The sequence below is a fragment of the Vibrio aerogenes genome, assembly GCF_024346755.1.
Lineage (GTDB): Bacteria > Pseudomonadota > Gammaproteobacteria > Enterobacterales > Vibrionaceae > Vibrio > Vibrio aerogenes.
The window spans coordinates 1,770,987-1,796,156 of sequence record NZ_AP024861.1 but is presented as its reverse complement, the minus strand read 5'-3'; the positions used below and the strand labels follow the sequence as shown (position 1 = coordinate 1,796,156).

General features: G+C 43.5%; 22 protein-coding genes. 14 read left to right on the top strand and 8 right to left on the bottom strand.

Translation table 11 applies throughout. The features are described 5' to 3' along the window. The first annotated feature begins 152 nt into the window (after positions 1 to 152). A complete protein-coding gene (locus tag OCV29_RS07985; RefSeq protein ID WP_073605893.1) occupies positions 153 to 881 on the top strand; it encodes a DUF3581 domain-containing protein in 729 nt (242 codons plus the stop codon). An 88-nt stretch (positions 882 to 969) separates the two neighbouring features. Here the strand turns inward: OCV29_RS07985 and OCV29_RS07980 are convergent, their stop codons facing one another. The 4 genes from OCV29_RS07980 to ydiJ all read right to left on the bottom strand — a co-directional run bounded on the left by OCV29_RS07980 (position 970) and on the right by ydiJ (position 7,412). After that, on the bottom strand, positions 970 to 1,431 hold the full coding sequence (locus tag OCV29_RS07980; RefSeq protein ID WP_073605892.1) for a methyltransferase family protein: 462 nt from the start codon (positions 1,429 to 1,431) through the stop codon (positions 970 to 972). A gap of 6 nt (positions 1,432 to 1,437) precedes the next feature. After that, entirely contained in the window at positions 1,438 to 1,596 is a 159-nt protein-coding gene (locus OCV29_RS07975; protein ID WP_175561607.1) for a hypothetical protein, read from the bottom strand. A gap of 53 nt (positions 1,597 to 1,649) precedes the next feature. Next, on the bottom strand, positions 1,650 to 3,551 hold the full coding sequence (locus tag OCV29_RS07970; RefSeq protein WP_073605891.1) for a glycoside hydrolase family 44 protein: 1,902 nt from the start codon (positions 3,549 to 3,551) through the stop codon (positions 1,650 to 1,652). A gap of 819 nt (positions 3,552 to 4,370) precedes the next feature. Continuing rightward, complete coding sequence (ydiJ, locus tag OCV29_RS07965) at positions 4,371 to 7,412, bottom strand: D-2-hydroxyglutarate dehydrogenase YdiJ (RefSeq protein ID WP_073605889.1); 3,042 nt, start codon at positions 7,410 to 7,412, stop codon at positions 4,371 to 4,373. Positions 7,413 to 7,706: 294 nt separating this feature from the next. Between ydiJ and OCV29_RS07960 the strand changes: the two genes are divergently transcribed. From OCV29_RS07960 to OCV29_RS07935, 6 genes are all read left to right on the top strand, one after another. Beyond that, complete coding sequence (locus OCV29_RS07960; protein WP_073605888.1) at positions 7,707 to 8,387, top strand: DUF3334 family protein; 681 nt, start codon at positions 7,707 to 7,709, stop codon at positions 8,385 to 8,387. Between the two features lie 135 nt (positions 8,388 to 8,522). Continuing rightward, positions 8,523 to 9,206, top strand: a complete 684-nt coding sequence (locus OCV29_RS07955; RefSeq protein WP_073605887.1) for a DUF2786 domain-containing protein — start codon at positions 8,523 to 8,525, stop codon at positions 9,204 to 9,206. A 67-nt stretch (positions 9,207 to 9,273) separates the two neighbouring features. Then, on the top strand, positions 9,274 to 9,942 hold the full coding sequence (locus OCV29_RS07950; RefSeq protein ID WP_073605886.1) for an OmpA family protein: 669 nt from the start codon (positions 9,274 to 9,276) through the stop codon (positions 9,940 to 9,942). Positions 9,943 to 9,997: 55 nt separating this feature from the next. Then, a complete protein-coding gene (locus OCV29_RS07945) occupies positions 9,998 to 11,023 on the top strand; it encodes a tetratricopeptide repeat protein (RefSeq protein ID WP_084193508.1) in 1,026 nt (341 codons plus the stop codon). A gap of 203 nt (positions 11,024 to 11,226) precedes the next feature. Then, a complete protein-coding gene (locus tag OCV29_RS07940; protein WP_073605885.1) occupies positions 11,227 to 11,442 on the top strand; it encodes a hypothetical protein in 216 nt (71 codons plus the stop codon). Positions 11,443 to 11,744: 302 nt separating this feature from the next. Then, positions 11,745 to 12,140: a hypothetical protein gene (locus tag OCV29_RS07935; RefSeq protein WP_084193507.1), complete on the top strand. Its 396-nt coding sequence runs from the start codon at positions 11,745 to 11,747 to the stop codon at positions 12,138 to 12,140. Here OCV29_RS07935 and OCV29_RS07930 read toward each other — a convergent pair whose 3' ends face one another. Next, complete coding sequence (locus tag OCV29_RS07930) at positions 12,141 to 12,650, bottom strand: lipocalin family protein (protein WP_073605884.1); 510 nt, start codon at positions 12,648 to 12,650, stop codon at positions 12,141 to 12,143. 180 nt (positions 12,651 to 12,830) lie between these two features. On the opposite strand from OCV29_RS07930, the gene OCV29_RS07925 reads away from it, so the two are divergent. Together OCV29_RS07925 and OCV29_RS07920 are read left to right on the top strand one after the other, a co-directional pair. After that, positions 12,831 to 12,965, top strand: a complete 135-nt coding sequence (locus OCV29_RS07925) for a hypothetical protein (RefSeq protein WP_261887383.1) — start codon at positions 12,831 to 12,833, stop codon at positions 12,963 to 12,965. 86 nt (positions 12,966 to 13,051) lie between these two features. Beyond that, positions 13,052 to 14,155: a phosphoribosylaminoimidazolesuccinocarboxamide synthase gene (locus OCV29_RS07920; RefSeq protein ID WP_073605883.1), complete on the top strand. Its 1,104-nt coding sequence runs from the start codon at positions 13,052 to 13,054 to the stop codon at positions 14,153 to 14,155. Positions 14,156 to 14,245: 90 nt separating this feature from the next. Here OCV29_RS07920 and OCV29_RS07915 read toward each other — a convergent pair whose 3' ends face one another. Beyond that, positions 14,246 to 14,626 carry a hypothetical protein gene (locus OCV29_RS07915; protein WP_073605882.1) on the bottom strand — a complete coding sequence of 127 codons (381 nt, stop codon included), beginning with the start codon at positions 14,624 to 14,626 and terminating at the stop codon, positions 14,246 to 14,248. A gap of 338 nt (positions 14,627 to 14,964) precedes the next feature. Here OCV29_RS07915 and OCV29_RS07910 point away from each other — a divergent pair, with 338 nt between their 5' ends. From OCV29_RS07910 to OCV29_RS07895, 4 genes are all read left to right on the top strand, one after another. Then, on the top strand, positions 14,965 to 16,653 hold the full coding sequence (locus OCV29_RS07910) for an NAD-dependent malic enzyme (RefSeq protein ID WP_073605881.1): 1,689 nt from the start codon (positions 14,965 to 14,967) through the stop codon (positions 16,651 to 16,653). A 118-nt stretch (positions 16,654 to 16,771) separates the two neighbouring features. After that, on the top strand, positions 16,772 to 17,095 hold the full coding sequence (locus OCV29_RS07905) for a DUF3392 domain-containing protein (protein WP_073605880.1): 324 nt from the start codon (positions 16,772 to 16,774) through the stop codon (positions 17,093 to 17,095). Then, positions 17,068 to 17,829, top strand: a complete 762-nt coding sequence (locus OCV29_RS07900; protein ID WP_073605879.1) for a SanA/YdcF family protein — start codon at positions 17,068 to 17,070, stop codon at positions 17,827 to 17,829. The genes OCV29_RS07905 and OCV29_RS07900 overlap by 28 nt, the downstream gene beginning before the upstream one ends. A 64-nt stretch (positions 17,830 to 17,893) precedes the next feature. Further along, positions 17,894 to 18,721: a DUF2797 domain-containing protein gene (locus OCV29_RS07895; RefSeq protein ID WP_073605878.1), complete on the top strand. Its 828-nt coding sequence runs from the start codon at positions 17,894 to 17,896 to the stop codon at positions 18,719 to 18,721. A 72-nt stretch (positions 18,722 to 18,793) separates the two neighbouring features. Here the strand turns inward: OCV29_RS07895 and OCV29_RS07890 are convergent, their stop codons facing one another. Both OCV29_RS07890 and OCV29_RS07885 read right to left on the bottom strand, forming a co-directional pair. Beyond that, entirely contained in the window at positions 18,794 to 21,031 is a 2,238-nt protein-coding gene (locus tag OCV29_RS07890) for a glycoside hydrolase family 6 protein (RefSeq protein WP_073605877.1), read from the bottom strand. A 580-nt stretch (positions 21,032 to 21,611) separates the two neighbouring features. Continuing rightward, the gene (locus tag OCV29_RS07885) at positions 21,612 to 23,564 is read right to left on the bottom strand and encodes a glycoside hydrolase family 6 protein (protein ID WP_073605876.1); all 1,953 of its coding nucleotides are present in this window, start codon (positions 23,562 to 23,564) and stop codon (positions 21,612 to 21,614) included. Positions 23,565 to 24,207: 643 nt separating this feature from the next. Between OCV29_RS07885 and trxB the strand changes: the two genes are divergently transcribed. Next, positions 24,208 to 25,164 carry a thioredoxin-disulfide reductase gene (gene trxB / locus OCV29_RS07880; RefSeq protein WP_073605875.1) on the top strand — a complete coding sequence of 319 codons (957 nt, stop codon included), beginning with the start codon at positions 24,208 to 24,210 and terminating at the stop codon, positions 25,162 to 25,164. Positions 25,165 to 25,170: the final 6 nt, after the last annotated feature.

The window sequence follows — 25,170 nt, the reverse complement described above, 5'->3', positions numbered from 1 at the left end:
TTTGCAGAGGCCAGTTTATTATTTACCAGATTATTTGTTATTAACCAGGTTATAAATGAAACCCGGATATTTCTTCAGACTGGATCGACCATTTACTGAAGAATGTTCGTTATAATATCGTTCAAAATTTTCTATCAGACAACAGACCTTATATGTTTTTAGCGCCCTATTTCTCAACTTCTCAACATCAGTTTCAATTCACACGACAGCAGGCAAGCCACTTTGCTAAAAGAATCGCGGGTGATTTTAATCCTATTCACGATGAAGATAATAAACGCTTTTGTGTACCCGGAGATTTGCTATTCGCAGTCTTACTCAAGAAAGAAGGGATCAGTCAGAGGATGTCATTCAACTTTTCCGGTATGGTGAATGCAAACACTGCGCTTAAAATCGAGAAAAAAAACGATAAAGAGAGTGCTGTGATTGATGAAAATGGCAAAGAATATCTGCATATGCGCAGAGAAGGTGAAATGACCCAAAATCAGGAACTCATTCAGCATCTGGTGACCAGCTATGTTCAGTTTTCCGGAATGAATTTCCCGTATATTCTTGTGCCGCTCATGCAAAAAGAACAGGTCATGATTAACTGTGAACGCCCTCTCGTCATCTATGAGAGTATGGATATTGACCTTGAGCATCTGGATCTGTCCCGGCCTGAAGTAGAACTTGCTGATACAACATTTGATGTTGAGGGCAAACGCGGAGCTGTTGAACTGAACTTTCAGTTTAAGAACGAAGGACAACTCGTTGGTAAAGGCGTGAAACGTATGGTTGTCAGCGGTCTTCGTCCATATAACCAATCGTCGATAGACGCACTGATACAAAAGCTGGATGATCACAAAACCCGATTTATGGCTCAGTTCGCTCCGGAAGTTGCCTGAGCACTATTTGTTTTTTTATTTACTGCTCCAAACTCCTGAATCTTCCATGTGAAATCCCTGATTTCACATGATTAGATACATGTTTCCTTCAGAGCCAGCGACGGACCTGAGCTTTATAAATAAGATATTCCTCACCAAATAAAGTTTTCAGTGCCTGCTCTTCAGGCCGAATCTGAAAGTGATTCATATAAATCACAAAGCCGGGCACAAAAACAAAGCCGACAAGGTTTTCCTGCCAGTATGCAAACCCCACCAGTAAAATACACAACCCCAAATACATAGGATTACGGGATACTTTATAAACACCCTCACAAACAAAGGCACTGGCTCTTTCTGGTTGTAGCGGATTGATTGTTGTTTTGGCTCTGAAAAACCGATATAACGCACTTAATCCGAAATATCCGGATGACAGCAAACTCAATGCGGCAACATAAATCCGGAAAGGTAAATCAATCGCAGCCCAGACACAACACACTGAGCATCCCCAAATCAACCCGGCAGCGGTGAGGAAAACCGCAACTGGTGTCACCCTGAAAAATAGTTTATTCATATTCTTTTACACGACCCGGACAGGATCGATATCCGTTGATTCGACATCTTTTAATTCACCATGTTTTAATTCACCGTGGATTAAGAATATACAGACAAACAAGAATAAATGTACTTTATCAGGGTATTTTTGTGTCACCGGCCTTTGACACACATGTTCAACCATAAAAAATCCCTCAGATAGCTGAGGGATTGATTTCATCATTAAAAAATTGACGACTACCGGTTCGCACAAAAACCAATGGAATCCGTACTTTTTCCGGGTTGCAGTGTTTTATTCCATTCAACGCCCTGAAGTGTCAACTTGCTGCCTTCCTGTGTCCATTCAGCATTCCAGAGCTTACTGACAGTGCCTTCGATATCTACTGAGACTTTCCATTCAATCGCCTCAGTGCCGTTATTTGTCACCACAACATTGGTGCAATAGGAAGTGTTTCCATCTTGAGGGATATCAACGCTGGCTGTCACGCCGGTTTCTTCTCCGGGTTCAGGCGTTTCCCCGCCTGAACCCGAGGTAGTCAACACAAAGTGATAGGCAGATAAAGCAGGAATATCATACTGAAGCTGGTTATTTGAGATATCGACCCCGCCAACCGGCTTAATATCAGTGGATGCAGATGTCATCGCATATGCCTGACCTGATTGATAAACCCTGGAAGAATCAATAGTGAATGAGCCACTGATGGCATCACTCATATTTTTATTCAATACAATGACATGTAAATCTCCGGTTTTTGAATCGACAGACGCGTAAACAGAACTATTCTCTTTATCGCTCATGGTTGCTTTTACACTGGTATCACCAAATGTACTATTGCTGCCGTCGTAGTTCCGGTAAAGCCGGTAGGCACTGGCAAGATAATCATCTGCGTTATTCAATATCCAGCTGTTTGCCGCATAGATATCATACTTACCAAAAATACCTAAGGTATCTGCCTGAGCAATCCCGCCGGAGATATCATCTCCCCCACCATGACTATATTCGGTAAAAGCTATTTTCGTATCGGGGTAATAAGTATCAACCGACTTTTGAATATGCGGAATCAATGGTAATTCAGCAGAATTCCACTGAGCAATCCAGCTGTTTTCTTTATAATCAGCATCCCATAACGTTCTGGGTGCCTGCATACGGGCGACTTTATCCTTATCCGAAGTCGCATCATTTGAGGTGATACCTGTACCACCAGTTGCTGATGAGTACCAGTGCAGATCCAGCACGTCAAGTAACCTTTGACCTGATTCAGACTGTGCAGCTTTCATCTGAGCCAGATAATAATCAATAAACCAGTGATAGGTATCAGAATAATCTGACCAGTCAGGTGCGGACTGTAAAGAAACATAAGCACTGAAACCGTATAATGCCGGCCCGAATATTTTTGCACCCGGGTCGACACTTTTCACAGCAGATGCAAGTGCCACAGAGCGATCCACTAACTCTTTTGCTTTGACCTGTTCCGGATGAATACGGGGATGTGTATGTGACCACAAAGCAGGTTCATTATCGAGTGAGTAGGCAAAAACACCACCATCTTCAGCTTTGCCATATCGTTTCACAAGAAAATTCACCATTTCATCCATATAAACGGCATTGTCCGTTAAATCCGGAGTTAATGAAAAATCTCCGGCCTTTTTGGCAACAACAGGAATCCATCGCGCGGATGGTGCAACCTCGCCTTCTTCCACCGTACCATTCTTATCTGCTGAAACATATCCAGCCATCTGCAAAGTGACCATGGCTTTGGCACCAGCAGCAACATCATTGTCGATAAAATCAGTCATGGTGATACCGGGAACGGTTTCATCTGCACCATCCGGGACCATATAGGTGTCACTGGAGTGTTTCCAGTCTTCACCGGCATTCGAGTAATTATTTTCCCAGTTATAGCCAGTTGTTCTGTTCCCGCCTAACCGGTAAAAACCAAAGTTTTCATTCCCGGTCATTTTCATCCGGTGATTTGTTCCATAGATCAAATCACTGATGGCATGATTCTGTTCATCGGGAGAAATTGAATAATCAACGCTGATTTGCGCATAAGCACCACAACTCATCAGCGCTGCACTGATGAACAATGATAAAGTGTTGGGTTTTGCCAAAAAACTGAAGCGGCTTAATCCATTCATAACAGGTAGTCCCCTTTTAAATTTATTCTTTTACCGCCACGGGCTTACAGTCACTCACGCTTCCCTGTGACTCAGGCACAAAATCTCCGCTACAAAATCAGCTTGATATGGCGGTTTCATTTTTTATTTATTTTTGCTTCACTCATCAAACGACCTGAAAATGCATGATTCAGCGCCAGCCGAAACGTGCAATTCAAGGGCGGTGAATGCTGGCATGTAAACTCCTGTCAAATTCACCTGACGCAAAAATGTGCGTTTCGGCTGACGCCCAGCGGGTGAGTTTGTTCGGGTATACAGATATTATCAGGGTCAGATGACCGAAAAAGACGACCCGTCTTGCACACATCTTAATCAAACCTGTTTTAGTTACCTTGCCGTTATCACGCATGTTATATGACACAAACAGAAATAAACATGCATCATAGTAATACAACAAATTGCACATTAAAATTGTTCATAAAGCAAACAACATAATTCTTTTCAATCTGTTTAACTGCTCTCATTTCGATCATTTTTCAATTGATAAGTTGCAATAATAGAATGGTAATATTTTGTCTGATCATAACAAGACAATGATTTTTGAAGGTTTATGAATCAATAACGGAGAAAGAAGAGCACGCGGCACCAGAGCGTATTTATCTTCAGGGAACAGACTCACCTCATACGGAGCCAGAACAGAGATGCAGCGAGAGTTGATAATTGAGTCAGGCACCGATTGGCTAACATCGCAGCTCTGCGTTGAAAGTTATCCGTGCCCCCATGGTCAACAGGGCTCAGCCAGATGACTTCACCCACATTGAATTTATTCTGAATTTTTTTCTAAAATAATGAAAGCAATGCCTGTAACGGATGTTTTGGTTGAATCTTTTCAAACCTTTTGACCTGACTCCGGCAAGAATAACCGGTGATCAGACAGCGTTCCGCCGGCAGTTGGGCGAGGTTTCCGCGCCAGCTTAATGCATAAATGTCTTCCGACATCTGGTACTTATCCGCTTCATGACCAAATGTCCCTGCCATACCGCAACAGCCAACAGAAACCGGTTTTAGACGGGCACCAAAGTGCTCAAAAATTTCACACCACTCTTTTTCAGAATTGGGCAATTTCGTTTTTTCGGTACAATGAGCAAACAAGTACCAGGGAGATTCATCCGCAACCACTTCAGAAAAGTCTGTATCAGACAACCTTGGAAGTAACCATTCATGCACCGACAGCACATCAAAGTCCCCTCTCTCATCACCCAGCATTTCCTGATATTCATCGCGATAGCACAGCACTGTCGCCGGGTCTACACCTACCATCGGAATATTCAGTGAAGCAACTGCTTTCAAAAATGAAGCGGTTGATTTTGCAGTGGATGAAAACTGCTTCAAAAAGCCTTTGATATGCTGAGCTTTACCATTCGGTTTAAATGGCAACAACACCGGATGCATCCCCAGCTTCACGACCAGTGAAATGAAATCGTCAACCACACCCGCATCGTAATATGATGTAAAAGGATCCTGAACAATAATGACATATTTTTGCTTTTGTGCTGCCGGAACTTCAGCCAAGCCTTCCAGACTAAACGGAATCAAAGCTTTCTTTGTCACTCTTTTTGCAAGTGTCGGAACACTGAGCAGTGGTGTGTCGATATATCCCAGAAGCGATTGAGTCAGACTTTGCGTCCATTTCTGTGCCAGTATCCCATTGACGATAACCGGCATTTTAGCCATCACAGGCAACATCGTCTCAATGTTAGCAACCAGATAATCTTTTGCCGGGCGCTGATAACGCGTGTGGTACAAATTCAGAAAACGAGCCCGGAAACTGGGCACATCGACTTTAATCGGGCACTGGCTGGCACAAGCTTTACAAGCCAGACAACCATTCATCGCTTCATACACTTCATGAGAAAAATCATACTCATGTTTTTTATTCCATGTATGGCGAATCCGGTCAATCAAAGCCTTCACAGGTAAAGCCGAACTCAGTGTCTGATGCTCTATATCCAGAATATCAATCCCCTGCTCCGTCAGTTGACGCAGCCATTCACGAACCAGACCTGCCCGACCTTTAGGAGAATGACGCCGGTCAGCAGTCACTTTCATCGACGGGCACATCGGAGAACTGGCGTCATAGTTGAAACACAGACCATTTCCGTTACATTCCATCGCCTGCTTAAAACTGTCGCGGACTTCCACATCAATCTGACGATCAAAATAACCGCGTTTCACATCTGAAACTTTAACCAGTTCAAAATCGCTTCCGAGCGGCGTACAGATCTTCCCCGGATTCATTTTATTATTTGGGTCAAATGCCGCCTTAATCCGCCTTAGCTCCGTGAAAAGCCCGTCACCAAAGAATTCAGGACCATATTCTGAGCGGTAACCTTTACCATGTTCTCCCCACATCAGGCCGCCGTATTTTGCTACCAGCTTCACCACCTCATCGGAAATTTCCTGCATCAGAATTTCCTGATTTGGATCACACAGATCAAGCGCCGGACGAACATGCAGCACCCCCGCATCGACATGTCCAAACATGCCGTAATCCAAAGACCGGGAATCCAGTAAAGCACGAAATTCAGCAATAAAGTCGGCCAGATTTTCCGGAGGAACGCAGGTATCTTCCGAAAACGGGACCGGTTTTGCATGCCCTTTAGCTGCCCCAAGTAATCCAACTGCTTTTTTTCGCATATTATAAATACGCTGAATACCAGATAAATCTTCACAAACCTGATAGCCAATAATTCCGGCTTCGGACTGATCCATCATGACATCGAGTCTGGCGGTCAGTGCCTGAACTTTCGCACTAATTTCTTCTGAGTCCTGGCCTGCATATTCAACAATATTAATTCCCTGCATCTCTCTGCCAGGGACATCAGTCAGTAATGACTTCACGCTATGCCAGACAATATCTTCTTTCGCCAGATTCAACACCCGGGAATCCACGGTTTCGACTGATAATGCGTCAGCTTCTACCATCAAAGGTGCATTTCGCAGTGCCGCATCAAAACTGTCGTATTTTACATTGACCAAAACCCGGACAGCCGGTATGGGCGTCAGGTTGAGTTTGGCTTCAGTAATAAAAGCCAGAGAGCCTTCCGCACCACATAATACCCGGGTTATATTGAACGAGCCGTCATCTTCATTCAGCGCATTCTTGATATCGTAACCCGTCAGAAAGCGGTTCAATGGCGGGAATTTATCCAAAATTTGCTGACGGTTATCACGGCAGACGGCCTCTGTCACCGTCATCGCCTGCGCCGCATAAGTACCGGCCGCAGGCTCTCCGGCGGACATATCCGATTCGAGCAGGGAGCCATCAGCAAACACAGCCTGAAGTGATAAAACATGATCGGATGTTTTCCCGTACTTCAATGACCCCTGACCGGAGGCATCCGTGTTGATCATTCCGCCAAGTGTAGCCCGGTTACTGGTTGAAAGTTCAGGAGAAAAGAAGAAACCATACGGACGGACCGCATCATTCAGCTGATCTTTAATCACCCCCGCCTGAACACGTACCCAGCCTTCTTCAGAATTAATTTCTAACACCTGATTCATATGCCGGGACAAATCAACCACAATTCCTCTGGTTAATGACTGTCCATTGGTGCCGGTTCCTCCTCCTCTGGGAGAAAAAGTGACCGATTGGTAAGCCGGGTTGGCGCTCACTTTTCCGATAAGAACAACATCCTCAGTACATTTAGGATGAACTACGGCCTGAGGGAGCTGCTGATAAACACTGTTATCAGTAGAGACTGCATGCCGGCTGGAATAAGACGTTTCTATATCTCCGGTAAACCCTTGTGATTCAAGTTCTTTTAAATAATCTAAAACCACTGGTTCAATATCTGATTGAAATTGAAGTTTTGGTAACATGTGCTTCCTGCTTATCTGGACTCACCCCGCTGCATCAACTGAGTGAATTCATATTTTTATTCTTGATCTTTGATTGAAGTCACTTTACAACATTTAGGAGAGTGTTCAAAACAGAATCTCAGTGCAACAATAAAGCAAGTGTTGTTGTTTGAACTCAGGTTCTGGCACCGGATAAACTGTCAATAAAAAACAGATGACCGGATGTCAATACGGATATTATCTCCGTATAATTTGTACACATGGGTACTTCATGATGAAGTATGCCTGACAGCCAATTCTTTAATGGACGAGCACATGAAAAAAAACCGAGTTATCACCACCGAAGATATATTACTGAAACTTTGTCAGTCCGTTTCCGGCGTTCTGAGTGCAGCAACGTCAACGCAGGTCACTTATTCTGCAATGGTACAAAAGATTAACAAGACATCACTCAAACCCGATTTCGGTTGTTTTGTGCTTTTTGACGGCGGCTTCTCAGGTTTGGTCGTTATCAACTTTACCTCGAAAGCCGCGCTTGAGCTCTACAGCAGTTATATGAAAAATATGGGGATGCCCGAGGATGAACTTGCCGTCCTGCATACCTCAGATGAGGTTGGCGATGTGCTTGGAGAACTCATGAACCAGCTGGTAGGTGATTTTACAAACAAAATCCGTAAAGAGTTGCAGACGAATATTACCCAGAATCAACCTAAAATGTTATCCCTGAATAAACAGGTCCTCCTCTCCGTGGATACCAACCTTGATCGTCCACAGGCCCGTCGGGTGACATTTTCCACAGCGAAAAATAATATCTTTTATCTGGAGCTTGCTATGGATAAAACAGAGTTTATCCAGCTAGAAGAATTCGAAATTTCAGAAGATGAAAGCCCGGATTCAATTCTGGAGTCGGCGAGAAAAGAATTAGCAGGTCCGGCGCCTGAAAGTGAACCCGATGATGATGCATCAAACGATTTGCTTGATGAGCTCGGTATATAAAATCTGACTTTTTGCGGCAGTGTGCGGAAGCTTTGACAATTTATCAGCGTCACCGGCACACTGCCTTTGCATTTCATACCGGAGACGTTAGAATGTTTGACTTTGCCTATAGCATTCAAACCCGTTTTAAGGTCAATGGATAAAGAAAAAGCCCTCAAAAAAATTGCAAAGTGTCTGGAGCTTGGTAATTCAGCAAACGTCAACGAAGCCGCCAGTGCCATAAAAATGGCACACCGTCTGATGTTGAAGTATGGTCTGAACACAGATGATATTGAATTTATCAAAATGGGAAAAACCCAGTCATCCCATCTCCTGCCAACTCAAATCAATAACAATATTCTGCGTATTATCCGCGGTATCAATACCCGTTTTGGTGTCGAAGCCGTTCTCCTCAACCATAAAGGTTTAAAACGGGTAGAATTTATCGGTGAAGCTGATCGGGCAATCTTTGCTGCATTTGCCTTTGATGTCATCTACCGTGAAATGAATGAACAATCCGGTCAATTCCGTAACAGTTTCGCGGGTAGCGGCACTTCCAACGCCGAGGTTGTACGCAGAGTCAATTCATTTATTTCCGGTTGGATTGAAGGGGCTCTGGAAAAACTTCCGATCATTTCTCCGGACAAAGATGCCGGCAACAAAATCAATAATTATATTGATCGGGAATTCAAAAATGTTGATCGGGAAACGTTTAAAAAACAACTCAAAGAAGCGATGAAAAATTTGACTGAGGATTATGAAACGGGCCTGAAAAAAGGACGTAAAATTTCTGTCAACCGTCCGATTGATGGTGCACAATCGCCAAAATTATTGAAATAATCTATACACAGACTCTCAGTTACTATATTAACTATAAAGATTCACAGTTTTTTGAGGAGACACTCCATTGAAAAAGGTAACGACTGCTTTTCTGATTGCTGCTCTGTTGACAGGATGTCAGGCGACACAAAGACAAAATGCGACAACAGGTGAAATGGAAACCAATTCAGCGACTAAAGGGGCTATTATCGGAGCTATCTCAGGCGTAGTTGCCGGATTAGCAACCGGGGATAACGCAACAGAGCGCAGGCAACATGCACTTATCGGTGCTTTCGGTGGTGCTGCTGTTGGTGGCGGTATTGGCTATTACTTTGACCAGCAGGAAGCGGCATTGAGACAATCTTTGCTCAATTCAGGCGTACAGGTTCAGCGGGTCGGAGAAAATGAATTACGCTTGATTATGAAAAATGGTATCGGATTTAATACGAACTCATATCAACTGAATTACAGTATTCATAATACATTGAATGGCGTGGCTAAAATTTTAGTTGAATACCCTGAGACCAGCTTAGTCATTGAAGGTCATACCGATAGTACCGGCAGTGACAGAACCAATCAGGTGCTGTCAGAAAAGCGTGCAGAATCTGTCCGCCAGTATCTGGTTTCAAGAGGTGTCGCGGCAGGCCGCGCGATTTCACGGGGGCTTGGTGAGCGTCATCCGATTTGTTCAAATCTGAATAAACAGGGAAGACAGTGCAACCGCCGTGTCGAAATTAAAATCCTTCCTCTAAAATAAAAGTAAAGCAATTCAGGGGAAATGATTTCCCCTGTGTATTCTTGCAGGAGCTTGCTTGAAATTCACCACGACCTTCTCCTTATTGATTCTGACATTTTCTGTCGGTGCTTCTGATTTCGAGACGCTGAAAAGTCTTGCGATCGGACGGGATAGCCAGGCTCAGTATCAACTGGGACAAATGTATCAGCGCGGCGAAGGTGTCGAACAGGATGAGGCTCAGGCTTTTTACTGGATTGAACAGGCCGCAGAAAATGGCAATACCCAGGCACAGGCAGAGGTTGCCGAAGCTTATCTGACGGGAAAAGGTACCCCACAGGATAATGAGCAAGCGATTTACTGGCTTACTCTGCTCGCAACCAATGGTCATCTATCGGCACAAATCCGGCTGGGGCAGTTATTTGAGCATCAGTCTGCCGGATTACCGGCACAATCTCAGGCCCTGATCTGGTATCGGGTCGCAGCGACAAAAGATCCCAAGGCTGAACAACTTTACAGCCAGCTTTTAGAGAAGAAATTCAATCAGCAACGTGCCAGACAGATATCTCAAATTAAATTGTTAGACAATTTACTGGTTCAGTCAGAAAATCCACCTGCACGAGAAAAACTTCCCCCCGCTGTATCTGCAAAAGAAAGTTCTGGCGCATTGGTGGGTAGCAGCCTGATTTGGGGGAGCTTTCTTGCGCTGTTCCTGCTTATTGTTGCCATCCTGAGACAGCTTTTGCTGAAGAAACAGAAGATCTATCAAAAAAACACCAGTGTTCAGACTCAAAAACTCTCGGAACAACAACAAACGATTAAAAAACAGAAACAACAGCTCGCCGCCCTATTTCAGGAAGTCAAAAAACTTCAGCACCAGGTACAATCCAATAAAAAAACCGCTACCACCACGACATCTCAGAAACTTGAACTCGCCTGTGCCTTATTCGGCTATCACCCAAAACAGATTCCGGATATGAAACAAATTAAGCTGCGTTATAAACAGCTTAGCAAACTATATCATCCTGATTTAAAAGGCAGTGATGATGAAATGAAACGACTCAATCAATCTTTAAAAATTATTCTGGCTCACGTAAAACAATGAGGCGATTACAGAACTGATACTTCTTGTCCCCTGACAAGAATGCATAGCTTGAGCGATTTGCGGTACCAGATATATCCAGATCAGAAAATGACTTAGAATGGTATGACTTGACCTCCGGCATACATGAAATTTTCATCAAAATTAAATATTTTCATCACCTGTACCGATTAAGATCAGCGTGTACTTATAAAGAGGATAAGATCATGTTTATGATTGAAGGTGTCTGTGATTGGTGTAAACAACCAGCCTTGTTGACACCGCACCAATATCTGGACGGAAAAATTTATTGTTCATGCAAGGATTGTTATGAATTCGCCTGTATGGATGTTCGTCTTTACAATCAGGAAGAAGAAGCCGCACCGTTCAAAAAAATCCGGTCTGACTTTTCTTCATCTCAGCGCCTGCCAACGCCAGCCTGAACCTTCCTGCATCTATACACCCCAGAAGAATGGGTTCTTATCGCTTCAGCATCAGGTTCTCCTGTAAACATCAATGATAAGCCAGAACCAAGCTCAGGTTATCTCACCTGATGCTTATTTCTGGTTATTTTATGATCTTTTTATTCTCGACCCGATGATATCCCCAAGTGACCTCAGGATGCTGGATTCACAGCATCTTGAAGTCACTTGGGGATATTGTTCATTATTCGGACAACTTTTTGCTTGATCATTCACTGAATCCGTAATACTGTATTTATATACAGTATTACGGAGTTGCCGATATGTTTATGAGACGTTCAAAGAAATCAGGGACCCAGTTCACTCATCCTGTCAGTTATGATTTAAATCCGTTCTCTCCCGTATTTCATCATATCAGCCAACGGCTGGAGTCTTTAAAATCCGTCCCTCAGTGGATATTAATCACTACAGAATGTCCCCGGCCTGAAATGGCTCTGCTGCTGTCATCTCAACTATGTCAGAAAACCATCCAGTTAAGACCATCAAGGTGCATGAACGAATACGAAGTTGTGATGAAAGCAATACGTTCAGGCAATGCCTGTGCAATCATGGCTTCAGGCCATTTTAGTTCACAACAACAGGCCAGTCTGAATCGTCTCTCCAGACAACATCAGTGTGAAGTCTTTTTCGCTCACAGCACCTGTCAGTCATTACATTAATCACTGCTGAACCCATATCAGCTTTGAGGTATCAAACCCAAGCTGCTGAGACTTTTTAACAAATGCCTGTTTGACCTCCGGTGATATATGTGGCGTACGGGATAGCAACCATAAATATGATAAATCGGGACCTGAAACAAATGCGTACTGATATTGTTCATGATCCAGTCCGAAGACAATATATGACCCGAAAAATGGTCCGAAAAATGAAACCTTGAGATATCCGATATCGGCAGATTGAACAAAATACGCTCGTCCTTCGGCTTCATTCCAAACATTCTTTTCGGGTGAATAACCTTTATTCAGAACAGAAACGCCCCCGTCATCTCTCAGCCGGTAAGTGGCCGTCACTTTTTCGAGTCCCTTTTCAAATGAATGATCCAGGCGGGCAATCTCGTACCATGTCCCCAAATAGCGATTTAAATCAAAGCCCTGAACCGGATTCACCGAATCAGGCATCCCGGTACATCCGCATAACAAACATATGACCCACCAAAAAAAATGCTTCATCAACTCCTCCTGAAGATAAAAACGTTGATTCATTATAGACTCAATTACTCAGGTAACCTGTCTGTAATACGCGCCGATAAACCAAACTGCTCATCTGAATTTGTCCAAAAGAGCAAACTTACAATATAAACCAACCGTCAAGTATACAACCTGCGACCACTCATAAATGAAGAACAGAAGATGATGAAACTAAAGCAAACGTTTGCTTTTTCTCTGGCAGTCATCACCAGTTCTGGTATGATGCGCTCACCAGAGAAATCAGAGGTCTGCTGCATTTTTTCATCGTTTTCTGTGGCGATTATCATGATCGTGTGAAGACATGACTACGATGCCTGCGCCGCAACCGAAGCAGACCCGGATTATCACTGTTTATCGTTTTGATGATTAAATAGGAATTCCATATGAGTCTTGCAGATCAGGTTCTTTCCATTAATGATGATCTTCCCATTCGTACAGACAAACCCGTTCACAGCGGTAAAGTCCGTTCCGTATACTGGCTTAGCGATAGTGACAGCCGTCGCCTTATTCAGGAAAAAGGCTATGATGTTGCACCTGACGCTCCTCTGGCAATCATGGTGATCAGTGATCGTATTTCTGCTTTTGACTGTATCTGGCATGCAGAAGGTGGTATTCATGGTGTTCCGGGTAAAGGTGCAGCGTTAAATGCCATATCAAATCATTGGTTTCAGTTGTTTAAAGAAAATGATCTGGCAGAGAGTCATATTCTGGACATTCCTCATCCCTTTGTCTGGATCGTGCAAAAAGCAAAACCGATAAAAATCGAAGCAATTTGCCGGCAATATATTACGGGTTCAATGTGGCGTGCATATGAAAAAGGAGAACGTGAGTTCTGCGGCATCCACCTGCCTGAAGGACTGGAAAAGGACAAAAAACTTCCGGAAATTCTGATGACACCATCAACAAAAGGCATCCTGAAGGGTATTCCGGGTGTTCCCGAAGCAGATGACGTCAATATTACCCGCAGTGACATTGAAAACAACTATGCCGCATTCAATTTTAGTCAACCTCAGGATATTGAACTATATGAAACTTTGCTAAAGCAAGGCTTCCAGGTCATCAGCCAGTCGCTGGAAAAACTTGGACAAATTTTTGTTGATACCAAATTTGAGTTTGGGTATGTCAAAAATGCTGCCGGTCAGGAAAAGCTCATCTATATGGATGAAGTCGGTACGCCTGATTCATCGAGAATCTGGGACGAGGCCAGCTATCGCCAAGGCAACATCGTTGAAAATTCAAAAGAAGGTTTCCGCCAGTTTTTACTTCAGTATTTTCCGGATCCAGATATCCTCCTGAATAAAAACCGGATGCCGGAACGGGAAGCATTAGCAAAAGAAAATTCACTGCCACTTCAGGCGATCATGGATATTTCTGATACATACATTGGCATTGCAGAAAAAATCACCGGGCAGTCCATTCATTTAGCAGAAAATCCGAAACAGGAAATTATCGATGTGCTTGCTTCTGATTATGGGCTAATCGCTTAATCTTTCTCATCTCTTCTCTGAAAATCCCGGACAATCTGAACATTCAAATTATCCGGGGTTTATCAGAAACGATACTGTAAAGCTCTCTGACTACAACTTAATTTTCAGCTCATCCATTTCCTGAATAAGCTGCACAATACATTCACTATGTGACTCAATATCATGTAGTTGTGATTCTTCCAACGCATACGGCATCATAATTTTTAACTCGTGAATCCCCTCTGATTTGGCAATTTTCAACAAAGTTAACAAGTTCAGCTCATCACTATAATGCGTTGATAAATAATGCATCGCATTTTGCCAAAGGCGCTCTTCCGGGCTGAGTTTCACTTTTGCTGACACAAAAGATGTCAAACGCCTGGATGAGTAGACGGACTGAATCGCTTCAAGAAATGACCATTTCTTTGAAGTCAGCGCTTCTAAAAATGAGGTGTAGTCAAAAACTGCACGAACCTGATGCAACTGTTCCATTTCGTTCCCCCCAACGAAAGTGAAAACACCCTATTAACTATTAATCATTAATAAAGATATGCAACTGGATATGAAAAAATAATCTGTTATTCAGATTCTTGCTAAACCAACTGAATATCAGTCAAGACCTGGTAACAAAGACCAAACAAAATTAGTACCATCAGTATACTTTTTATTTATTTTTTTCTTTTGAAAACAACATTTCAATGCGTCATCCAGTTCGCCATCCCTTAATGAATATTTACTCAGTTAACGCTTTATCGTTTCAGCCATTTACAACACATCAGACTCTCCGTAAAATTTCAGGCTCCCTTCATCCTTCATAACAAAGGCAGAAAATGAACAACGAAAAACGCCCTTTATATATTTCATATGCTGGCTCAACACTTCTTAGTACCCCACTATTGAATAAAGGTGCAGCTTTTACTGAAGAAGAAAGACAATCTTTCAACCTTGGCGGACTTCTTCCCGAAGCAACTGAAACAATCGAAGAACAGGCCGTTCGAGCCTATCAACAGTACTGCAACTTTGAAAATGACATAGATAAACACATCTATCTCAGGGGGATACAGGATACAAACGAAACACTGTACTACCGGTTAGTTCAGAACCATATAACAGAGATGATGCCTATCATCTATACCCCGACTGTCGGTGCAGCCTGTGAGAATTTCTCTAACATCTACCGCCGGGGCCGCGGGCTGTTTGTCTCCTATCCGAACCGGGATAAAATTGATGACATTTTAAACAATGCATCAAACCATAATGTCAAAGTGATTGTCGTGACAGATGGTGAACGTATTCTTGGTCTGGGAGATCAAGGCATTGGTGGTATGGGCATTCCAATCGGAAAACTATCCCTGTATACCGCATGTGGCGGCATCAGTCCTGCTTATACCTTACCCATTGTTCTCGATGTCGGTACAAATAACCCTCAACGCCTTGCTGACCCAATGTATATGGGATGGCGTCACCCTCGTATCACAGGGGCAGAATATGATGAATTTGTTGAAGAGTTCATTCAGGCAGTTTTGCGTCGCTGGCCAAATACGCTGATTCAGTTTGAAGATTTCGCACAAAAAAATGCGATGCCACTTCTGGAGCGATACAAAGACCGGATTTGCTGCTTCAATGATGATATTCAGGGAACCGCTGCAGTCACCGTCGGTTCGCTTCTTGCCGCTTGTAAAGCCGCCGGAAGTAAGCTGTCTCAGCAACGTGTAACCTTCCTCGGCGCAGGTTCTGCCGGTTGTGGTATCGCGGAAGCAATTATTGCTCAAATGGTCTCTGAAGGCATTAGTGACAAACAGGCCCGCTCCCAGGTTTATATGGTTGATCGCTGGGGCCTCTTACAGGAAGGTATGCCGAATCTGCTTGATTTCCAACAGCGTTTGGTTCAGAAAAAAACAAACACCAAAAAATGGAAAGAATCTGCTAACGGTTATTCATTACTTGACGTAGTCAGAGAAGCGAAACCAACCGTGCTGATCGGTGTGTCTGGTGCTCCAGGCCTGTTTAGCGAAGAAATTATCCGGGAAATGCATCAGCATTGTCCGCGTCCGATTATTTTCCCGCTATCTAACCCAACCAGCCGTGTTGAAGCATTACCCAGTGATATTCTGGCCTGGACAAATGGTGAAGCGCTTGTGGCAACGGGCAGCCCTTTTGATCCAGTGACTGTGAACGGCACCACTTATTCAATTGTTCAGTGTAACAACAGCTATATCTTCCCTGGCATTGGGTTAGGTGTACTTGCAACCAATGCAAAGCGTGTCACCGATGAAATGTTAATGGAGTCCAGCCGTGCACTGGCAGAATGTTCTCCAATGGCATTGAACGGAACCGGGCCTCTTCTGCCGCCACTTGAAGAAATACATATTGTTTCCAAGAAAATTGCGCTTGCTGTAGCTAAAAAGGCTATTGAACAAGGGGTTGCTGAAAAGATCACTGACGAAGCACTGGAACAATCGATTTCACGTAACTTCTGGCAGCCAGCCTACCGCCATTACAAGCGTGTGGCTTTCTGAGCCAGTCGTAAATATGTCTGAATTTCCGGTGTGCAATCTATGGATCTGATGCGCGTCCGGATATAAACTGAAGCCTCTTATAAATGAAGAGGCTTTATTTTTTTAAAGAGATGGTCGTATGATTCAGTTTTTCAACCCTGCCGGGCAATATATTGCTCCTTATCTCAGTGAAATATCCACAGCATTCATTGCATGTCTGTTGGTGATGCTCGGCGGAGAAATCAATTCTTTTTTACGTCAGGCACTTGGTAATCAACACTTCATTATCCGTACCTTTGCATTTATCGTCCTTAATGCATTTGGCTACGGATTCATCATTGTAAAACTAAGCCCTGACCTCGCACAGATACTCGAACACCTCGAAAAAGGTATGATGTTTTTACTTGTCGTCGCTAGCTTTATTGGCATAGGTTTATGGGCACAGAAAAACCGACATATATAAAAACTAAAGCCACAGTGGCCAGCTTTCTTTCTGGCTACTCCTGGTCACGTATGGCTAAAATGGTGAGCATGACCCTGATAATCATCGGGATGCTGACACTACTTATTGATCGCTGGGTCAGCTGGCAAACTCAGGATCATATTGTCACAGACTCTGAAAACCTTCCTCCGTTTAAAGTCGCCGTCGTACTTGGAACCAGTAAGTATCTTGGCAAAACATTAAATGATTACTATACCCACCGGATTAATGCTGCAATCCGTCTTTATCGGGAAGGAAAGATTCACCAGTTTTTATTAAGCGGTGATAATGCCCATCGTTCATACAATGAGCCCTGGACAATGAAACGCGATCTGCTGAAAGCCGGTATTCCGGAACAGAAGATCGCGCTGGATTATGCCGGATTCAGAACACTTGATTCCATTGTCCGGACACGAAAAATATTTGATACCAATCACTTTTTAATTATTACACAACAATTTCATTGTGAGAGAGCGCTGTTTATTGCCAAACACCGGGATATTGATGCAACCTGCTTTGCTGTACCGGGTCTGACACATGGCTCCGGGATAAAAATCAGACTGAGAGAAGCTTTTGCCCGGGTCAAAGCAGTGCTGGATTTATTCATTCTTAACGCGAAACCCAAATTCCTTGGTCCGAAAGAACCCATCATTGTCGATGAAAATCCGGTCCAGCCTCCCCTGCCGGTCACAACGGATACACAGGAGGAAAAATAATTCACCTCACGCTGAATTCTGTTAACATCCTGCCACAAATCTATTTTTATAAATGAGTAATGTCATGTCTTCTGTGATTCAAGGTGTATTAAGTAAACTGCATTCAACACCAGACAGTCCTGTTCAATATCAGCTCCCCGTTGGTGATGCTCTGTTACCTCTCAATCCGCTGATTGGCAAGGAACTGACTCTGATCTATTCAGGAAATATTTATTGCAGCTCATGCGGAAAAAAAACCAAAAAAAGTTATGCTCAGGGGCATTGCTATGTCTGTATGACAAAGCTGGCCAGTTGTGACATGTGTATTATGAAACCGGAAACCTGTCATTTTGAACAGGGAACCTGCCGGGAGCCAGACTGGGCAGAATCGCATTGTATGGTTGACCACTATGTTTATCTGTCCAATACCTCCAGCCTGAAAGTTGGCATTACCCGCTACTCTCAAATACCTGTCAGGTGGATCGATCAAGGGGCGACACAGGGGCTACCACTGTTTAAAGTCAAAACCCGACATATATCAGGGCTCATTGAAGTTGAACTGGCAAAACATATTGCAGATAAAACCAACTGGCGGGCAATTTTAAAAGGAGACAATGACCCAATTCCCTTAAAAGAAATGGCTAAAGAACTGCTTCCGGAAGTTGAAGAGACTATCGTAGCAATCAGAGAAAAGTATGGTGAAGATGCTGTCGAAACGCTTGATTCATCCATTACAGATATCCGGTTTCCCGTGAACAACCATCCGACCAAAATTGTTTCTCACAATTTTGATAAAAACCCGGAAGTATCGGGCATCTTGCAGGGAATCAAAGGCCAGTACCTGATCTTTGATACGGGTGTGATTAATATCCGGAAATTCACATCTTACGAAGTTGAAGTTCACTCCTCCTGATCATGTAAAAATGCCAGCTGACCAAAGTCAGCTGGCATCACTTTATCGCTTATATCAAATTGTTCAGTTTGATTATTCTGGTTTGCCTGTTGCAGCATCCAGTGATGGATAAGCATTATCCAACAATACTTTGAAACCAGCAGAGAACCAGCGACCTGCGTGAGGTGCGTTGTCCATTGCGCCAGTTGCTGTGGTATGTGGCTCTGAGTTCATTGAATCAGGGTCACACATTGAATCGTATTGTTTTGCTGGATCATCCGGATCTTTCTGGAAATCAGCTTCAGAGATACCATCGGATTCACCTGGTGGTTTCGCCCATACAAACGCATCAATACCTGGGTATGGATTCGCATATGGTTTATAACCGATACCACCTGGCTGGTTACACCAGTTACCACGGTGTAAACGGCGGTCAATACGTGAATCATTGACATAAGTATCTAAATCAGATGAAGAACTTGCACTACTTGGACGTTCAGAACCACCCCAGCCGTTACGACCTGTATCAATCAGCATACCAATCGTTGAAGGTGCACCTTTGGCGATCATTTTCTTACGGAATTCCTGAGCGTAAGATTTTTCGTCGAAGTATGGGTTCCATTCATAGAAAGTTGCACTACGGACCTGACGTCCGCCAACATTCTTGTATGGTTCCTGCAAATACGGTTCAACTGTTGGCGTATAGTTTGCTGTGTTGGTAATAAACCCGGCAATACTATCCCATCCGGCATCGGTACCGGTTACAACGCCAGCAATCAGGTTAACAGCTGGATCGAAGTTACTATCCCAGCCTAACCAGCCTGAGTGTGCCGCATCGATATATGAGTAAACGTTTTTCAGTGGTGAGAACGCATTCAGAGCGTAAGTGATACCTTCTTTATAACCACCTTCACCAGCAGCTTCTTTACACTTAGGTACATCGATATTGGTCACAAGGTTTGGCAGAGAATCCAGCTCAATCAATGTAACGATACGGATATCTTTGTATGCAGGATCAGCTAAAATAGCTGCGATTGGATCGATATATTCAGATTTATAACGGTCCATACCACCATCAGCAATGGTCAGTTCACCATTTGATGCCCGTGCACGACAGTCACGGTTTGGCAGGTCATAGATAACAACAGTGAACAGGTTTGCACCCTGTGCCAGCGCATTATCTAAATGAGCTTTCAGGCCCATTGCAGAGTCAGTGCCTTCAATTGCCGCAATACGGTCCATCCAGACGAATGTGTTTTGACCGGCAATTGCAGAGCCACCGTCAGCTTTCGCTTTTGCAGCCCACTCTGGGTTCACATACCATGTTGCATCAGCAAATGGGTTGTCAACACGGGTGATTTCATTTTTAGAATCTTCATCAGTGACTTTAATTGTGACTGATGCAGTGCTGGTCAGGTTACCATCACTCACTGTAACTTTTGCAGTGAATGTACCTGCTTGTGTATAAGTATGACTTGGTGAAACACCAGTACCAGTACTGCCGTCACCAAAGTTCCAGCTGTAAGTTAAAGCATCACCTTCAGGATCACTTGAAGCAGAAGCATCAAATGTAACTTCTAATGGTGTTGTACCCTGACGGGCAGTGACTGAAACTTTTGCTGATGGTGCAGTATTACCTGCTTCATCGGCAACATGAATGACTGTCATGGCTGAATCACTTAATGTACCGTCACTCACTGTCAGCTTCACAGTATAGTCACCCGCTTCAGTGAATGTATGACTGACATTTTCGCCCGCATCAGTGACACCGTCACCAAAATCCCACGTATAAGTCAGAGAGTCACCATCTTCATCAGATGAACCCGCAGCATTGAAGTCAACACTGAGTGGTACAGTTCCGGAAGTCACCAGCGCAGAAAGATCAGCACTTGGTGCATGATTTTCAGTTGCAGGAGGTGTTGTTCCGCCTGTATCTCCGCTCGTGCCACAAAGTTCACCTGTTAATTCAGGCGCCTGAGCCGCCGCACTTGCATTACTTTTGACACCGATAAAGCCGATTTCAACACTTTGACCCGGACGAATGGTACCGTTCCAGCCCATATTTTTAGCAACATATGGGTTTGAACCTGTCAGGTCTGCTCCCCAAAGATTTTGAATTGTTGACCCATCAGCAAAGTTCACTCCAACCTGCCATGAGCTGACATCAGTGCTGCCATCGTTAGTTACTTTGATTGCACCCTGGAAACCACCAGGCCAATCACCATTTACCGAAAACTCACAACCAGCCTGCGCTGCGACTGAACCACATGCAGCACTGACCGCCAAAAGAAGAGGTATAATGCGATTGCATTTACGCTGTCTTCTTGTCATAAAAAATCTCCTAAATTTACAAACAATTTACCCGACAGAATTATTCTGCAGAAAATTGTGTATGCCTGTTTCATTCATTATTTTTACAAGGCCTATAGCGAACTAGACGTTGCATTTCTTGTATACCTGCGTTTCAGCACATAGACAACAAAGCACTGTAACCTCTATTTCATTTGCTGAATATGTATCTAAAAAAATCAGTTATTGACAAAAACATGTTAATAAAATGACTTTATTTGTCGCCATACGTTTATATTTATGCTTCAAATCACAGGAACGTGATCTTTAGCCAAATAATCTTCCCGGCAAATATAACGTCTGAAGCTCTACATATAACGCCGGTCACATGACGCAGATTCGCTGTGAATCACCTGAATTGAATAGTGTCGGAATAAATCGCCACGAGGCAAGAGACAGCTTTAAAGAAGAGAGATTTGGTTGTCATTCCACAGACTGCCAGTCAAAAAACAGCTTCCGGATGTAACACTTAAAAAAGAAAGCGCCAACCAGATAAAACCGGTTGGCGCTTTATGACTTATTTTTATATCAAATTATTTATATCAAACTATTTTTAATTTGATTATTCTGGTTTGCCTGTTGCAGCATCCAGTGATGGATAAGCATTATCCAACAATACTTTGAAACCAGCAGAGAACCAGCGACCTGCGTGAGGTGCGTTGTCCATTGCGCCAGTTGCTGTGGTATGTGGCTCTGAGTTCATTGAATCAGGGTCACACATTGAATCGTATTGTTTTGCTGGATCATCCGGGTCTTGCTGATAGTCAGACTCAGAGATACCATCGGATTCACCTGGTGGTTTCGCCCATACAAACGCATCAATACCTGGGTATGGATTCGCATATGGTTTATAACCGATACCACCTGGCTGGTTACACCAGTTACCACGGTGTAAACGGCGGTCAATACGTGATTCATCAACATAAGTATCTAAGTCAGATGAAGTACTGACACTGCTTGGACGATCTGCACCACCCCAACCGTTACGGCTTGTATCAATCAGCATACCAATCGTTGAAGGCGCACCTTTGGCGATCATTTTCTTACGGAATTCCTGAGCGTAAGATTTTTCGTCGAAGTATGGGTTCCATTCATAGAAAGTTGCACTGCGAACCTGCTGGCTTCCAACATTTTTGTATGGTTCCTGCAAATAAGGTTCAACTGTTGGCGTATAGTTTGCTGTGTTGGTAATAAACCCGGCAATACTATCCCAGCTTGCATCGGTACCGGTTACAACTTCAGAAATCAAATTCACAGCTGGATCGAAGTTACTATCCCAGCCTAACCAGCCTGAGTGAGCCGCATCGATATATGAGTAAACGTTTTTCAGTGGTGAGAACGCATTCAGAGCGTAAGTGATACCTTCTTTATAACCGCCTTCACCAGCAGCTTCTTTACACTTAGGTACATCGATATTGGTCACAAGGTTTGGCAGAGAATCCAGCTCAATCAATGTAACGATACGGATATCTTTGTATGCAGGATCAGCTAAAATAGCTGCGATTGGATCGATATATTCAGATTTATAACGGTCCATACCACCATCAGCAATGGTCAGTTCACCATTTGATGCCCGTGCACGACAGTCACGGTTTGGCAGGTCATAGATAACAACAGTGAACAAGTCTGCACCCTGTGCCAGCGCATTATCTAAATGAGCTTTCAGGCCCATGGCAGAGTCAGTGCCTTCAATTGCAGCAATACGGTCCATCCAGACGAATGTGTTTTGACCGGCAATCGCAGAGCCACCGTCAGCTTTCGCTTTTGCAGCCCACTCTGGGTTCACATACCATGTTGCACCAGCAAATGGGTTGTCAACGCGGGTAATTTCAGAACCGCCAGTCGAGCTACCATCAGTAACTGTGATAGTGACAGAAGCTGTGTCTTCAAGTTTGCCATCGCTTACAGTGACTTTCGCAGTGAAAGTACCTGCTTTGGTATAAGTATGGCTTGGTGAAACACCAGTACCCGTACTTCCGTCTCCAAAGTTCCAGCTGTAAGTCAGTGCATCCCCTTCAGGATCAGTTGACGCAGATGCATCAAATGAAACTTCAAGAGGTGCTTCACCTTTCGTTGCACTCACGGTCACTTTTGCATCAGGTGCGGTGTTGTCATCTCCCGGAATTGTGGAACCGGAACAAAGATCGCCACTCAATTCAGGTGTTGTTGCAGCAGAACCTGCTGGGGCACCCATAAGTGTCACAGACAAGCTTTCACCTGCTTTGATTGTACCATTCCATGCGCTGTTAGAAATCGTGTACGGACCAGAGCCACTGATATCACCGCTATAAGCATTAGTGATTGTCGTTGCGTCCGGGAAAGCCACACCAAATTCCCAAGAGCTGATGTCTGTACTTCCATCGTTAGTTAATTTAACCGTCGCCTGATAGCCACCTGGCCAGCTGCTTGTCAAACTATATTCACATGCTGCCTGAGCAGCAGTAGCGGAACAAACCGCACCAACTGATAGAAGAAGAGGAATAATGCGGTTCAATTTTCGCTGTTTTCTCTTCATTGAGAAGTCTCCTGTTTCAACACTAACCCACCCTGTTCAGGATGAAAAAATTAGTGTCATTTTTATGACTAGTTTTTATTGATGCCTTAACAACAAGTTAAGACATACTATTTTTATAAATGCATAACTTTTCTCATTCAATATGTTTGTATAAAAATAACTGCATATTTTGTGTTTATTGATTAGCTATCAAATTTTTCATCAGACAAATGGATATAAAAGTCATCAACAGCGACAACATTTGTGATTTAACCACATGATAAGAAAAGAGAATTATAGAATTTAGTACGGTTAAGTCTGATTAAAAATTAATCACAGATCACAGATTTTTTTGATAAATCGTAGTAACAGCCTATTTCATCCTATATGATAAATTATGCATATAAACACAATTAATATTCATCACAACCAAGGGATCGTCAGTTAAAAAATCAGCAATGTGTTTATTTTCAAAAGGGAATAAGCGGAATGATCCAGGCGATGGGCTGCGGAATGAAAACTGAATAAACTGACATTTTTTATCTGTTTTCAGTCTTTGTGTATAACCATTTCTTTCATAATATGCTTTTTTACACTCTTCTCATAAATGCGCTAATCTCCTACAATCCCCCCCATGGTAAACATGACTTCCGATGAGAAAAACATGAGCGATATAAAACATTCAAAATTAATTATTCTTGGCTCAGGTCCGGCTGGCTATACCGCTGCAATTTATGCAGCCCGGGCAAATTTAAACCCGGTATTAATCACCGGTATTCAACAAGGTGGCCAGTTGACCACAACAACTGAAGTTGAAAACTGGCCAGGAGGCAATGAAGGCCTGACAGGTCCTCAACTCATGGAAAATGTCAAAGAACACGCAGAAAGATTTGAGACAGAAATAGTATTTGATCATATCAATGAGGTCGATTTTTCTCAGCGTCCTTTCAAACTCAAAGGGGACAGCCAAAGCTATAGTTGTGATGCACTGATTATCTCTACAGGTGCTTCGGCAAAATATCTCGGACTCGAATCTGAAGAAGCATTCAAAGGCAGAGGTGTATCTGCTTGTGCAACATGCGATGGTTTCTTTTACCGTAACCAGAAAGTAGCGGTGGTTGGTGGCGGAAATACAGCCGTTGAAGAAGCGCTTTATCTGTCCAATATCGCGAAGGAAGTCCATCTGGTTCATCGTCGTGATACATTCCGATCAGAAAAAATTCTGATTGATCGTTTAATGGATAAAGTGCAAAACGGCAACATCATTCTCCACACCGATCGCACATTAGATGAAGTTCTTGGAGATGACATGGGTGTAACGGGTGTACGTCTGAAAGATACAAAATCAGACCAAACTGAAACCCTTGATGTGATGGGTGCTTTTATTGCGATTGGACACCAACCAAATACAGCAATCTTCCACAATCAGCTGAAAATGAATAACGGCTATATTGTTGTCAATTCAGGGCTGAATGGTAACGCCACTCAAACCAGTATTGAGGGCATATTTGCTGCAGGCGATGTGATGGATAACCAATATCGTCAGGCCATCACTTCAGCAGGAACAGGTTGCATGGCTGCACTGGATGCTGAGCGTTTTCTTGATAATCAGCCTCAATAATCCAGC